Source organism: Mycobacterium sp. Soil_C_30, assembly GCF_057656995.1.
Window position 1 is genome coordinate 255,271 of record NZ_JBDGJH010000003.1, and the last position, 12,820, is coordinate 268,090.

Consider the following 12,820-nt stretch of genomic DNA (forward strand, 5'->3'; position numbering starts at 1 on the left):
TTCCCAGGGCCTCGGAATCGACGAGGGTTGCGCCGATCGAGATCGAGGCCGCGGCCGGCGACGTAGCATCCCGAAATGAGCTTCCTCGTCCCGCCGGAGGCCTATGGGCGTTTCATGGGCCGGTATGCAGAACCACTGGCGGAAGTCTTCGGGGCGTTCGCCGGTGTCGGCGAGGGCGACGACGTGCTCGATGTGGGCTGCGGGCCCGGCGCGCTGACGGCGTATCTGCTCTCGGTGGGCGCCCGGGTATCGGCGATCGACCCTTCTCCGCCGTTTGTCGACGCGATCCGGGCGCGTTTCGCCGACCTCGACGTGCGACGAGGCACCGCCGAGGAATTGCCTTACGACACTGCGGCTTTTGATGCTTCCCTCGCGCAGCTGGTGGTGCATTTCATGACCGATCCGCTACAAGGCATCCGGCAGATGGCCCGCGTGACGCGACCCGGCGGCGTCGTTGCCGCCTGCGTATGGGATGGGCCGACCGGCGCGCTGGCGCCGTTCTGGACCGCGGTGCACACGCTGGACCCGGAAGCCGAGGACGAGGCGCTGCTGGCCGGGGCACGGATGGGTCATCTGGGGCAACTGTTCGACGCGGCCGGCCTGCACACTGTGCGAGAAGAACTCATCACGGTCGAGGTCGTGCATCCGACCTTCGAGCAGTGGTGGGAACCGTATACCTACGGTGTGGGCCCGGCAGGTGAATACGTTGCGCGACTCGATGACGACGGGCGCGCCCGCCTGAAGGCTGCGGCGCACCGGCACCTGGGTCCTGGGCCGTTCACCGTGACCGCGGCGGCATGGGCCGCTCGAGGAACCGTGTGACGCGGCTTTTGAACAGCGCCTCAGCGGGCTATCCGTGCCACAGCCCGAATGCGGAGGAGCCGTCATGATCCATCAACTACTGCGCCTGAGCAGGTCTTTCTTCGTCGGTGCGGTCGCCGCGGTGCTCATGCTGGCGTTGGTCAGCCCGCCGGCAGCGATTGCTGACGATCGCCTCGACTTCGCCGGGACGACGCTGTCCGGTGCCCCGTTCGACGGAGCGTCGCTGCAGGGTAAACCGGCCGTGCTGTGGTTCTGGACGCCGTGGTGCCCGTTCTGCAACGCCGAGGCGCCGTCGGTGAGCAGCGTTGCTGCCGCCAACCCCGACGTGACCTTCATTGGCGTGGCCGCGCGCTCCGATGTCGGGGCCATGCAGGACTTCGTGTCGAAATACAACCTGAACTTCACGAACCTCAACGACGCCAACGGATCGATCTGGGCCCGTTACAACGTGCCGTGGCAGCCGGCGTATGTGTTCTACCGGCCCGATGGTTCCTCGACCTTCGTCAACAACCCGACCGCAGCGATGCCACAGCAGGAACTGCAGCAGCGGGTGGCCGCGCTCACCGCGTAGCAGCGGCGCCGAGTGCAGCAGGATCTGATCGGGCTGGCGTTCGCCGCCGGACTGGTGGCCGCGCTCAATCCGTGCGGTTTCGCCATGCTGCCCGCCTACCTCACCCTTGTCGTGCGGGGTACCGGACGCAACGTCCCCGGCGCGCTTGCCCGCGCCCTGGCGGCAACGGCGGCGATGACGCTCGGATTTCTCGCGGTGTTCGGAGTCTTCGGGTTGCTGACCGTCTCCCTGGCTTCGACGGTGCAGCGGTACGTGCCGTTCGTCACCGTCGGTATCGGCATCGTCCTTGTGGCACTGGGCATCTGGCTGGTCAGCGGACGTGAGTTGGCCTTGCTGATACCGAGCCGGGTGACCGGGCGGGCGTCAGGGGCGCCGACGTCGCGGCTGGGCTCGATGTTCGGTTACGGCATCGGCTACGCGCTGGCGTCGCTGTCGTGCACCGTGGGGCCCTTTCTCGCGGTGACAGGAGCCGCAGTGGGCGGAGCGTCGGTGCTGTCCAGAGTCGGGATCTATGCGGTGTACGCCGCCGGCTTCGCGCTGGTGGTCGGCACGCTGGCCGTCGCCGTCGCCCTCGCAGGCACGGCACTGACGGACCGCATCAAGACCATCCTGCCGTTCGTCAACCGCGTCGGCGGAGTGGTGCTGATCCTGGTCGGCCTCTATGTCGCCTACTACGGCTATTACGAGGTGCAGTTGTTCACCGCCGGTGGTGATCCCCTGGATCCGGTGATCGCTGCCGCCGGGCGGCTGCAGGGTGCCATCGCCGGATGGGTGCATCGGCACGGGTGGTGGCCGTGGGTGCTCATGCTCGCCGTGTCGATCGCGGGGGCGTCGGTGTGGACGTGGCGCAGGGCCAGGCGGTAGCGCAGACCCGGCAGTTGGCGCTCGATGCAAAGCGCCGCTAAGTTTCGATGGCGTGATGCCTTCAACTGTCAGCGCAGTGGCCCGATGGGTGGCCCCCTTCCTGACCGCCGCGGCGGTTGCCGGCCTCGGCCTCGTTCCCGAAAGTGTCGCCCCCGAACCCGCGGACGTCGGCGCGGGTCCGGCCATCCGCCTGGTCAGCGACGCGAACCCGCTGATCGGGCGTCCTTTCTACGTCAACCCCAACTCGAAGGGCATCCGCGCCGCACAGGGTAATCCGAGCCCGCAGCTGGCCGCGGTGGTCAACACCCCGACGGCGTACTGGATGGACCACCTCTCCACACCGTCGGTGGACGCGAAGTACATCGCCGACGCGCAAGCCGCCGGCACCATGCCCATCCTTGCGCTCTATGGAATCCCCAACCGTGACTGCGGGAGCTATGCCGCAGGCGGCTTCGGATCAGCCGACGCCTACCGAGGGTGGATCGACGGCGTCGCGGGCGCGATTGGCGGCGGGCCGGCCGCGGTTATCCTCGAACCCGATGCGCTGGCCATGGCCGACTGCCTGTCGCCCGCTCAGCAGCAGGAGCGCTACGACCTGATCCGCTATGCCGTCGACAGCTTGACCCGCAACCCAGGCACCGCCGTGTACATCGACGCCGGTCACTCCCGCTGGGTGGCCGCCGACGTCATGGCCGGCCGACTCAACCAGGTGGGCATCCAGAAGGCACGCGGTTTCAGCCTCAACACCGCGAACTTCTTCACCACCGAGGAATCGGCCGGCTACGGTGCGGCCATCTCCGGAATGACGGGCGGAAAGCCCTTCGTGATCGACACCTCGCGAAACGGCGCCGGCCCCGTGGAGGGCGACCCCCTGTACTGGTGCAACCCGAGTGGCCGTGCTCTCGGCGTCGCGCCGACGACGGCCACCGGGAATCCTCAGATCGATGCCTTCCTGTGGGTCAAACGTCCCGGTGAATCGGACGGCTCGTGCCGCGGCGCCCCAGGTGCGGGCACCTTCGTCAACCAGTACGCCATCGATCTGGCGCAGAACGCGGGCTGGTAGCGGCCGGCGGCGCAGCTATCCCTCGATGATGTTGGTCACAGCTTCCTGGATCAACGCCGTCACCGCAGTGACCAGGTTGTCGAACTGCGTGCCGCGGGAATAGCTGCGGAGCACGATCCGCCGGGTGCCCAAGCCGGGGACGTCCAGGGTCTCGACCCCCTGCAACGGCATGCCGTGCAGGGCGAGCAGGGGCACCAGTGCCATGCCTTCGCCGGCGGCCGCCAGCGCCAGCGCCGTCTGTATGGAGAAGTACCGATGTACCACCGCCTGGTCCATGCCGACGGCGCGGCGCAGCCGCCTGACAGCGCGGGCACTGGCGCCGGACGCATCCACTCCCAACCACGGCAAGGTCAGCCGGCCGAGTTCGGCGACATCGGATGCGAGGGTGCCGGCGGGCACCACCAACTTCCAGGGTTCGTCCAACAACGGCACTTCCGTCATCCCCGCCGGAAGCCGGATGGGGGAGTCGCCCGCGTCCAATTCGATGATGGCAGCGTCCAATTCGCCGTCCTTCATCGCCCGCATCAAAGGGTCACGTTCGGACTCGAAGACCTCGATCCGGACACCCGGAAGCGCACTCCTCCATTCCGACAAGGCCGGTGCGACCACCACCGAGAGGAAACTCTGGAACCCGCCGAGACGCAGAGAACCGTGGATCTCGGCATCTCCTTGTTCCAGCCGAAGCTGGACCGACGCCAGCGTCCGCTCGACCTCGAGGGCGGCCTCGGCAAGCAGATGGCCCTCCCGGGTCAGAGCTGAACCGTCGGCCATTCTCGTCATCAGAACCCGATCGGTTTCCTTCTCGAGGCGGGTGATCTGTTGGGATACCGCCGAAGGGGTCATGTGCAGCTCGTCGGCCGCCGCGAGAACGCCTCCTGTCCGGGCGACGGCCAGGAGGTAACGAAGTCGGCGCGGATCGATCTCCATTCACAAAGGCTAAACTGCCACTGCAGAAGTATTCAATTGTGTTTAACCCAGTTGCTAGCGATACTTTCGTCGAACGGGAACGGCTCGAAGGCGGACGGATGATTGCGGCAGCTCTGGGATGGGTTGGGACGGTAGGCACTTTCGTTGCATACCTGGCGGTGAGCCGTGGCTGGCTGGCCGGACATTCCTGGCGTTATGCGACCTTGAACGCAGTCGGCGGCACGCTCGGTGGCATCGCCGCAACGCTGTACGGCGCGTGGCCGAGTGCGGCCTCCAACTTCATCTGGGCGGCCATCGGTGTCGGCACGTTGACCGATATCGTCCGGCGCCGGCGAGACCGCCGGGTCTGCGCCACGCAAGCCCCGTCCGGACCCCCGGCGCTGGAATCCTGCGCGGGTCTGGCGTCGTAGCAGTACCTGTCCGACGGTGGTAGTTTCGGCCCCTGTTCACCGCGACAGTCAAGAGGTGTGATGGCCGGCTCCGATGCCCATTTCTATCGAACCGCCGACGGGCCGGGGCTGCCCCACGATCCGTTCAACGCGATCGTCGGGCCCCGTCCGATCGGCTGGATCTCCACGCACGATACCGACGGTGTGCGAAACCTGGCTCCTTACAGCTTCTTCAACGGGTTCAACTACCGCCCGCCCATCGTGGGCTTCGCCTCGGTGGGGTGGAAGGACAGTGTGGCCAACATCGATGCCACGGGTGAGTTCGTCTGGAACCTGGCCACTCGAGAGCTGGCGGTGGCCATGAACGAGACGTCGGCCACACTCGCGCCCGGCGACGACGAGTTCCTCCGCGGGGGGCTGACGCCGGTGGCGTCGACACTGATCGGCGCTCCGCGCGTGCTGGAAAGCCCGGTCAACTTCGAATGCCGACTCACGCAACTCATCCAGCTCCAGGACACCGAGGGCGCGGCCATCGATACCTGGATGGTGTTCGGCCAGGTGGTCGCCGTGCACATCGACCGGGAGTGGATCGTCGACGGGATCTATGACACCGCGGGACCCCGGCCGATCCTGCGGGGTGGCGGCCCCGCCAACTACTCCGAGATCGCGCCGGAGTCGGTGTTCAGGATGACGCGGCCGCAATAGGGTAGTCGGGCAACGGAATTCCGTCGCCGCCGAGGTTCGCCAACCCGGTGCCGGTCAGCGCGGCGACAGCTTTGCCGAAGCGGCTGGCTGCCAGCCAGGCGCCGCCGTGCAGCAACCCGATGCCGGTGTGGGTGCGTGGGTTGGCAAGTCGCAGCAGCCGGGGACTGACGAATCGGGTGGTATCGACAAAGGGCGTCATTGCGCGTTGATACCGCCCGAGTGCGTCGTGAATGTTGTTGTCGGCACTGAGTTCCCCCGCCAGGACGTACGCGCCGATGAGGGCCAAGCTGGTGCCGGCGCCGCCGAACGTCGCGTTGCAGAAGGCGGCATCGCCCAAGAGGGTGATCCGGCCCTTGCTCCAGGACGTCGTGCGTACCTGGCCGACTGCGGAGAAGTACATCGGCGCGCCGGCCTCGAGTTCGGCCAGCACACGTGGCGCGGCACCGCCGACTCCGGCGAAAGTGCGTTGCAGAAGCGTGATCAGGTCGGTGCGCTGCAGGTCCTCCAACCCGCGGACGTCGGAGAAGAACGTCAGGATCGCACGGGTGGTGCCCAGGTTGTCTGGCCGGAGGTGGACAGAGCGAGACCGGTCGGCGTGCTGCCAGTTCCACCAGCGGTCGTCGGTGTGGCGCCGCGGAATGGTGACATACGCGAAGTACATGCCCAGGTCGTTGACGTCCACGGAGTCGACGAATCGGCGTGAGCGTGAGTGCAGGCCCTCGGCGATCACCAGCAGGTCAGCGTCCAGGGCGGTGCCGTCCCACAAGGCGACGGTCACGCGGTCGCCGTGATCGGTGACGTCGGCGATCTGGCTGTCGAACAGATAGTCGGCGGCGCCGGTGGTCTGCTGGATCAGGATCCGCGACAGCTCGCCGCGCAGGATCTCCAGATCTGCTGTCGGACCGTCGTTCCCGCCGGGCCCGGAGACGGGAAACGAGGCCGCCGCCGTGCCGTCGGATCTGACGAACCGGGTGCCGATCTCACCGGTGTTGGCGGCGCGGATGTCATCGAGGACGCCCATCCGGCGGGCCACCTCGCGGGCAGCGCCCCGGATGTCGACGTTCTGGCCCTCGTCGCGACGCTCCGGGAAGCGCTCGATGACGGTGCATCGCCAACCGCGAGCGGTGAGTTGGTGAGCCAGTGCGGGTCCGGCGATCCCGGCGCCGGAGATGACAGCGTGTGCAGACTCCATGCGGTTCCTGTACCCGTTCAGGCTCACCGCGCGCCACGGCGGGCACCGCGGTCAGGGTTCCGTCACACATGGATTTCCGCCCGGCCCGGCGATGAGACCATTGGTCCATGACTGCAACGCTCGTCGCGAAGAACGTGGCCGGCGGATTCGCCCACCGCACCCTGTTCGAAGGGCTCGACGTGACCGTGTCCCCGGGCGACGTGATCGGCGTCGTCGGCGCCAACGGTGCAGGCAAGAGCACCCTGCTGAAGATCCTGGCCGGCGCGTTGGAGCCGCTGGACGGCTCGGTCAGCATCGCCCCGGCCGACGCGTTCGTCGGGTGGTTACCGCAGGAGCACGAACGGGTGGCCGGGGAGACCGTCGCCGCCTACATCGCACGCCGCTCGGGATGCGCCGCAGCGACGCAGGCGATGGAGGATGCAGCCGCGGCACTGGCGGACGACGATGCCGCGGCCACGGACGCCTACGCCGCTGCCCTGGATCACTGGCTGGCCGCCGGGGCCGCCGACCTCGACGAACGGATGCCCGCGGTGCTGGCCGACCTGGGCTTGGACGTTGCGATGGCGTCCACTCCGATGACCGCCTTGTCGGGCGGGCAGGCGGCGCGGGTGGGACTGGCGGCGCTGATCCTGTCGCGGTTCGACGTCGTACTGCTCGATGAGCCCACCAACGATCTCGACCTCGACGGACTGGATCGCCTGGAGCGTCTGGTCCGGGAACTCCGGGGTGGGGTGGTGTTGGTGAGCCACGATCGGGAGTTTTTGGCGCGCAGCGTCACTCGAGTCCTGGAACTCGATCTGGCGCAGAACACCACCACCGTGTTCGGCGGCGGTTACGACAGCTACCTGGAGGAGCGCGAGGTCGGCCGGCGCCACCGCCGCGAGCAGTACGAGGAGTTCGCCGAGAAGAAGGCCGACCTGGTGGCGCGCGCCAGGAAACAGCGGGAATGGTCCAGCCACGGTGTACGCAACGCCATCCGCAAGGCTCCCGACAACGACAAGATCCGGCGGCGCGCCGCCACCGAGTCCAGCGAGAAACAGGCGCAGAAGGTGCGTCAGATGGAGAGTCGCATCGCGCGCCTGGAGGAGGTCGACGAGCCCCGCAAAGAATGGACACTGCAGTTCACCATCGGGGCCGCGGACCGGTCGAGTGCGGTGGTGGCGACGCTGGACAATGCGGTGGTACGCCACGGCGATTTCACGTTGGGTCCGGTGTCGGTGCAGGTCGATGCCGGTGCGAGGATCGGTATCACGGGCCCGAACGGAGCGGGCAAGTCGACGCTGCTGCGCCTGCTGCTCGGGCGCGAGCGCCCCGACGAGGGTCGCGCCAGTTTGGGTGCCAACGTCGCGATCGGTGAGATCGACCAGGCGCGAAGCGCTTTCACGGGCAACGCGCGGCTGGTCGACACCTTCGAGAAGCGGGTTCCGACGTGGACGACCGCCGACGTACGCACTCTGCTGGCCAAGTTCGGGTTGCGTGCCGACCATGTGGAACGCCCGGTCGGCGAGCTCTCACCCGGTGAGCGCACCCGCGCGGGCCTGGCACTGCTGCAGGCGTGTGGCACCAATGTCCTGGTGCTCGATGAACCGACCAACCACCTCGACCTGCCGGCCATCGAACAACTGGAGCAAGCGCTGGAGACCTACGACGGTGCGCTGCTGCTGGTGACCCATGACCGCCGGATGCTGCAGAACGTCCGGCTGGATCGCCGGTGGCTGGTCGAGAGCGGGCGCGTCGTCGAACTGTAGGGCGGACGGCGCCAAGTCGGTGCGAGACGGTAGGGACCGCCCTACCCTGAAGACGCAGGCGTACGGGATGGGGGTGGAGCCGACGGATGCCTAGCGTCGAGAGCATGAGCAACGTCGCCGAGCTGACCGCGCAACCGCAGCGAGTCGGCATACTCCGCCAGCTCGGGATCGACACCGGTTACGTTCTGCTCGGATTTCCGCTGGCCACAATCAGTTTCAGTGTCCTGGTGACCGGGTTGTCGGCGGGTTTGGGCATGCTGGTGGTGGTCATCGGGCTGCCGGTGCTGGTCGCCACGTTGTTCGTCGCCCGGCTCTTCGCCGACATCGAACGGTTGCGCTTCCCGGCCGTCCTGCGCCGGCCGAGGACCCGGCCCGTCTACCAGCCGGCCCCACGAGGTGCCGGTTTCTGGAAACGGCTCGTCACCCCGCTGACCCAGGGCCAGTTCTGGCTGGACCTGACACACGGCATCCTGCACTTCCCGCTCGCGGTCGCCACCTTCTGCGTGGTCATCAGCTGGTGGGCGGTGGCGGTCGCGGGCACGCTGACCGTCGCGTGGGACTGGAGCATCCCGCGCGGCCCGGACAACACCTCGCTTGCGCAGCTGATCGGACTGGGGGACAGTGCGATCGCCCGGATCGGTTTCCAGACTGCTGTCGGCCTGCTCTGCCTGCTCACCCTGCCGCTCGTGGTGCGCGGTTGCGCCGTGCTGTCGGCGGCCTTCAGCCGTGTCCTGCTCACCGGAGTGGCCGAGATGCGTCAGACCATCACCGTGCTGGCCGAGCAGAAGGCGGCGGCGGCCTCCGCCGAAGCGACGGCGCTGCGCAGGCTGGAACGCGACATCCACGACGGACCCCAGCAGCGGCTGGTCCGATTGGCAATGGATCTGGGCCGGGCCCGTCAGCACCTGGACGGTACCCCCGGTGCACTGCGCGACACCCTGGACGAGGCGATCACCCAGACCCGGGAGACGTTGGACGAGCTGCGGGCACTGTCGCGCGGTATCGCCCCGCCGGTGCTCACCGATCGCGGCCTGCCGAGTGCGCTTGCGGCACTGGCTGTTCGATCCACCGTGCCGGTGGAGCTGGTGGTCGATCCCGAACTCGGCACGCCTTCCGGCCGGCTCGACGCCTCGGTGGAGGCCACCGTGTACTTCGCTGTCGCCGAGGCGCTGACCAACGTGGCCAAGCACAGCGGGGCGGCGAACTGCTGGGTCACCGTGGCGCACGGGCCCGGCCGCGTGGGCGTCGAGATCGTCGACGACGGCAACGGTGGCGCACATGTGGCCAAGGGTCACGGCCTGTCGGGCCTGACCGACCGCGTGTGGGCGGGCGGTGGCACGCTGACCGTGACGAGTCCGACCGGCGGACCGACGACCATCGGGGTGGAGCTGCCGTGCTGAAAGTGGTGGTCGCCGACGACGCCGTGCTGCTGAGGGAGGGCCTGATCCGGCTGTTGACCGAGAATGGCCACGACGTGGTGGCCGCCGTCGGTGACGGCCCGGCACTGGTGCAGGCCATCGAGGCGCACCGGCCCGACGTCTCGGTGGTGGACGTCCGGATGCCGCCGTCGCACACCGATGAGGGGCTGCGTGCCGCGGTCGAAGCGCGCCGCCGCGTTCCTCGTTCGCCGGTGCTGGTGCTCTCGCAGTACGTCGAAGTGTCCTACGCCGACGACTTACTGGCCGACGGTGCCGGTGCCGTGGGTTATCTGCTCAAGGATCGGGTGGCGGCGATCGCGGATTTTCTCGACGCCGTGCAGCGAGTGGCCTCGGGCGGCACGGTGCTCGACCCCGACGTGGTGGCCCAGCTGCTGGTGCGGCGGCGCCGCGACGACCCGCTGCGCCAGATGACCGCGCGCGAGCAGGAGGTACTCGCGCTGATGGCCGAGGGCCGGTCGAACACGAACATCGCCCGCACGCTGGTGGTGAGCGACGGTGCCGTGGAGAAACACATCAGCAGCATCTTCGCCAAACTCGGGCTGCCGCCCGACGGGGCACAACACCGCCGGGTACTGGCGGTACTGACGTATCTGCGGGCCTGAAGCTGCGGGGGCTCAGGGTCTCCTCGTGCGGCCGGTGCCGGATTCTGAGTTCTCGATGGTGAAGGCCAGGGCCACCGTCGCGAGATCGGTGGTCTCCGCCAGGTCGAAGCCTGTCAGCGAGGTGAACACGTGCAGCCGCTTGCGCACGGTGTTGCGGTGACGATATGTGCGCGCCGCGATGTCGGCGATGGTGCCCCCGTGGGCCACCAGGTCTCCGACGGTTTCCAGGATGCCGGTGCGTTCATGGTGGGTGAGCCGGTCGAGAGGACGAAAAGCGGCTTCGCGCAGTGCATCCGAGAGCTCCCGATTGGCGGCGGTGACAGCGTGCAGCCAATTGTCGCGAACCCGCCGCACTCCCGGATCGGTGCGACCTTCGACCGTCATCCTTGCCAGGCGAACGGCTCTGGGTACCGCGGCGAGGCCGTCGGCATCGATCACGGCACAGACGTGTTCGTCCAGTGGACCCAGGTCGGAACTGACGTCGGGGTGCCGATCAGTGACATGGATGATGCCGCGTAGCTCCTGGGCGAACCAGTTGAAGTAGAACTCGGTGCCGCCGGCTTCGAGTCGCTCGGAGCATTCGGCGACGAGTTCGGGGCGTGGTATCGAGAACGCCCCGACAAGGCAAACGTAGCGCCCTGCGGCGGGAACTCCGAGCAGGCGGGCGGCATCTTCGACCGCCGACTGGTGGAGGTCGCCGTCGAGAAGCAGTTGCTCGAATGCTGCCGAGCGGATCTCCTCGCGATTGCCCTGTGCCACTTGGTAGCCGCGCACGACCTCTTCGGTGTTGGCTTCGATGGCTTCCCAGACCATCAGTGATGAACGTTCCAGGAAGTCGGCCCGGGTATCCACGCCGAGGTCGCGTCCCTCGGCAATGAGGGCTTCCCACAGCATCTTCAGGTCGATGCGAAACGCGTGAAGGACGCTGGAAAGTGGCACATTCTGGTGCGCCCGGATGCGTCCCACCTCCAGAGCCGCCGACTGCAGCGGACCAGGTATGTCGTCACCGACCAGTCGGGTCAGCGCCAAACGCATGGTGCGGTCCATGTGGTATCCGAGATCGTCTCGGCTGACGGGTCCACCGGAATAGGTGGGCTCGTCGTGGATGGTCTGTTCCACTGCGCGTTCGACGATCGACGACAGCCGGATGTTCAACAGCCGTCGTGCAGTGGACCGAATCAACAGGGTGGTCTGATCCTCCGCGGTCACGCAGCTTCCTCTCCGAGATGTCGTCCTCACGCGCCTGTAACGAGCGAGAAACACGAAGCGGCTCGAATGCGCCAAATTGTGCAATATGCACTCGATCCTGCACTATCCAGCGCCGATCCGCGTATTGACGCCAGCATAGTGACACTTTTGAATTGTGGGACAGGACACGTTGCAGTGCCGCCCACCGTGAGTTCCGTAGGCGCAGCCACAAAGGAGATCGATGCCCAAGCCCAGCGTTCAGCCCGCCGACATCGACGTCGCGGCAGCGGAGATCGTCACAGCTGCGCTGTCCGATTCGTACGGCCTGCCGAACACGGACTTGGCCTTCCTCGGCGGTGAACTGGACCGGAATTACCGTGTGTCGAGCGCCGACGGCCGCGAGTTCCTGGCGAAGCTGCGCACCAAAGCCGACCGCGACGGTCAGCTGCAGTGGCAGAAGGACATCCTGCTCCATATCGCGGACCGCCAGATCGGAATCGCGGTACCGACATTGGTGCGAACCGTCGATGGCCATCTCGACGTCGGCATCGACGTCGGCACCGATCGGTGGTTGCTCACGGTGCTGAACTGGGTGGCGGGTACCGATATGGTGCGCGTGCAAGAGCACTCCGAGGAACTGCTGCGCGACATCGGCGCCACCGCGGCCCGAATCACGAAGGCACTGGACGGTTTCGAATCCCCGTCGATGCACGTCACCCACCATTGGGATGTCACGCGCTCCGCCGAGGTGATCGAGGAGTGCCTGAGCGTGGACCCCACGCTGGCCGGGGCACGCGATGCGCGGATCGCACTGAGCTGGTTCACGCGCGTGCAGCCACTGCTGCGCAGTCTGCCCGCGGCCACGGTCCACAACGATCTGAACGACAACAACGTACTGGTGGATCACGCCGACGGCGCGCAGCGCGTGGTGGGCATTCTCGACTTCAACGACGCGCTCTACACCGTGCGGGTGGCCGAACCCGCCATCGCCGGCGCGTACGCGATGCTCCGCAAGGACGATCCGTTGTGGGCGATGGGACTGGTGATCGCCGGTTACCACAGCGTGACACCGCTGACCGACGACGAGCTGACGGTCGCGTACCCGCTGGCCGCAGCCCGCCTTGCCGTGCAAGCCCTTACCTGGGGATTGCGCGGCCAGACAGATCCGACCGCCTACGGGGCGATGCGGATGCAACACACCCTGCCGGCCCTGCATCGTGTGGTCCAGATCGATCCGCACACCGCGTCGGAACATCTGCACGCGGTGTGCGGCCGACGTGACGATTCGCGACAAGAGACGAGAAACTGAC

The 12,820-nt window shown here is 67.4% G+C and carries 13 protein-coding genes; 10 read left to right on the plus strand and 3 right to left on the minus strand.

Annotation, left to right across the window (positions count from 1 at the left end):
- The first annotated feature begins 75 nt into the window (after positions 1-75).
- The 4 genes from AC3A6P_RS06910 (at position 76) to AC3A6P_RS06925 (ending at position 3,320) form a co-directional block, all read left to right on the plus strand.
- The gene (locus tag AC3A6P_RS06910) at positions 76-822 is read left to right on the plus strand and encodes a class I SAM-dependent methyltransferase (protein WP_487690015.1); all 747 of its coding nucleotides are present in this window, start codon (positions 76-78) and stop codon (positions 820-822) included.
- 64 nt (positions 823-886) lie between these two features.
- Complete coding sequence (locus AC3A6P_RS06915; RefSeq protein ID WP_487690018.1) at positions 887-1,393, plus strand: protein disulfide oxidoreductase; 507 nt, start codon at positions 887-889, stop codon at positions 1,391-1,393.
- Between the two features lie 12 nt (positions 1,394-1,405).
- Complete coding sequence (locus AC3A6P_RS06920) at positions 1,406-2,257, plus strand: cytochrome c biogenesis CcdA family protein (protein ID WP_487690021.1); 852 nt, start codon at positions 1,406-1,408, stop codon at positions 2,255-2,257.
- A 55-nt stretch (positions 2,258-2,312) separates the two neighbouring features.
- Complete coding sequence (locus AC3A6P_RS06925; protein ID WP_487690024.1) at positions 2,313-3,320, plus strand: glycoside hydrolase family 6 protein; 1,008 nt, start codon at positions 2,313-2,315, stop codon at positions 3,318-3,320.
- Between the two features lie 15 nt (positions 3,321-3,335).
- Here the strand turns inward: AC3A6P_RS06925 and AC3A6P_RS06930 are convergent, their stop codons facing one another.
- Entirely contained in the window at positions 3,336-4,247 is a 912-nt protein-coding gene (locus AC3A6P_RS06930) for a LysR family transcriptional regulator (RefSeq protein ID WP_487690027.1), read from the minus strand.
- A 98-nt stretch (positions 4,248-4,345) separates the two neighbouring features.
- Between AC3A6P_RS06930 and AC3A6P_RS06935 the strand changes: the two genes are divergently transcribed.
- Both AC3A6P_RS06935 and AC3A6P_RS06940 read left to right on the plus strand, forming a co-directional pair.
- Positions 4,346-4,657, plus strand: coding sequence for a CBU_0592 family membrane protein (locus tag AC3A6P_RS06935; RefSeq protein WP_487690030.1), 312 nt, complete (start codon positions 4,346-4,348; stop codon positions 4,655-4,657).
- Positions 4,658-4,717: 60 nt separating this feature from the next.
- Complete coding sequence (locus tag AC3A6P_RS06940; RefSeq protein WP_487690033.1) at positions 4,718-5,341, plus strand: flavin reductase family protein; 624 nt, start codon at positions 4,718-4,720, stop codon at positions 5,339-5,341.
- On the opposite strand, the gene AC3A6P_RS06945 is transcribed toward AC3A6P_RS06940, so the two are convergent.
- Positions 5,319-6,533 carry an FAD-dependent monooxygenase gene (locus tag AC3A6P_RS06945; protein WP_487690036.1) on the minus strand — a complete coding sequence of 405 codons (1,215 nt, stop codon included), beginning with the start codon at positions 6,531-6,533 and terminating at the stop codon, positions 5,319-5,321. The two genes, AC3A6P_RS06940 and AC3A6P_RS06945, sit on opposite strands and share 23 nt — an antisense overlap.
- A 107-nt stretch (positions 6,534-6,640) precedes the next feature.
- On the opposite strand from AC3A6P_RS06945, the gene abc-f reads away from it, so the two are divergent.
- The 3 genes from abc-f to AC3A6P_RS06960 all read left to right on the plus strand — a co-directional run bounded on the left by abc-f (position 6,641) and on the right by AC3A6P_RS06960 (position 10,322).
- Positions 6,641-8,281 (plus strand): ribosomal protection-like ABC-F family protein, encoded by a 1,641-nt coding sequence (gene abc-f, locus AC3A6P_RS06950; protein ID WP_487690039.1) that lies wholly within the window; start codon positions 6,641-6,643, stop codon positions 8,279-8,281.
- A 104-nt stretch (positions 8,282-8,385) separates the two neighbouring features.
- Positions 8,386-9,681 carry a sensor histidine kinase gene (locus AC3A6P_RS06955; RefSeq protein WP_487690041.1) on the plus strand — a complete coding sequence of 432 codons (1,296 nt, stop codon included), beginning with the start codon at positions 8,386-8,388 and terminating at the stop codon, positions 9,679-9,681.
- The gene (locus AC3A6P_RS06960; protein WP_487690594.1) at positions 9,678-10,322 is read left to right on the plus strand and encodes a response regulator; all 645 of its coding nucleotides are present in this window, start codon (positions 9,678-9,680) and stop codon (positions 10,320-10,322) included. Before AC3A6P_RS06955 ends, AC3A6P_RS06960 begins: the two co-directional genes overlap by 4 nt.
- Positions 10,323-10,334: 12 nt before the next feature.
- Here AC3A6P_RS06960 and AC3A6P_RS06965 read toward each other — a convergent pair whose 3' ends face one another.
- Positions 10,335-11,531, minus strand: coding sequence for an RsbRD N-terminal domain-containing protein (locus AC3A6P_RS06965; RefSeq protein ID WP_487690044.1), 1,197 nt, complete (start codon positions 11,529-11,531; stop codon positions 10,335-10,337).
- Positions 11,532-11,751: 220 nt separating this feature from the next.
- On the opposite strand from AC3A6P_RS06965, the gene AC3A6P_RS06970 reads away from it, so the two are divergent.
- The gene (locus AC3A6P_RS06970; RefSeq protein WP_487690046.1) at positions 11,752-12,819 is read left to right on the plus strand and encodes a phosphotransferase; all 1,068 of its coding nucleotides are present in this window, start codon (positions 11,752-11,754) and stop codon (positions 12,817-12,819) included.
- Position 12,820 lies beyond the last annotated feature (1 nt).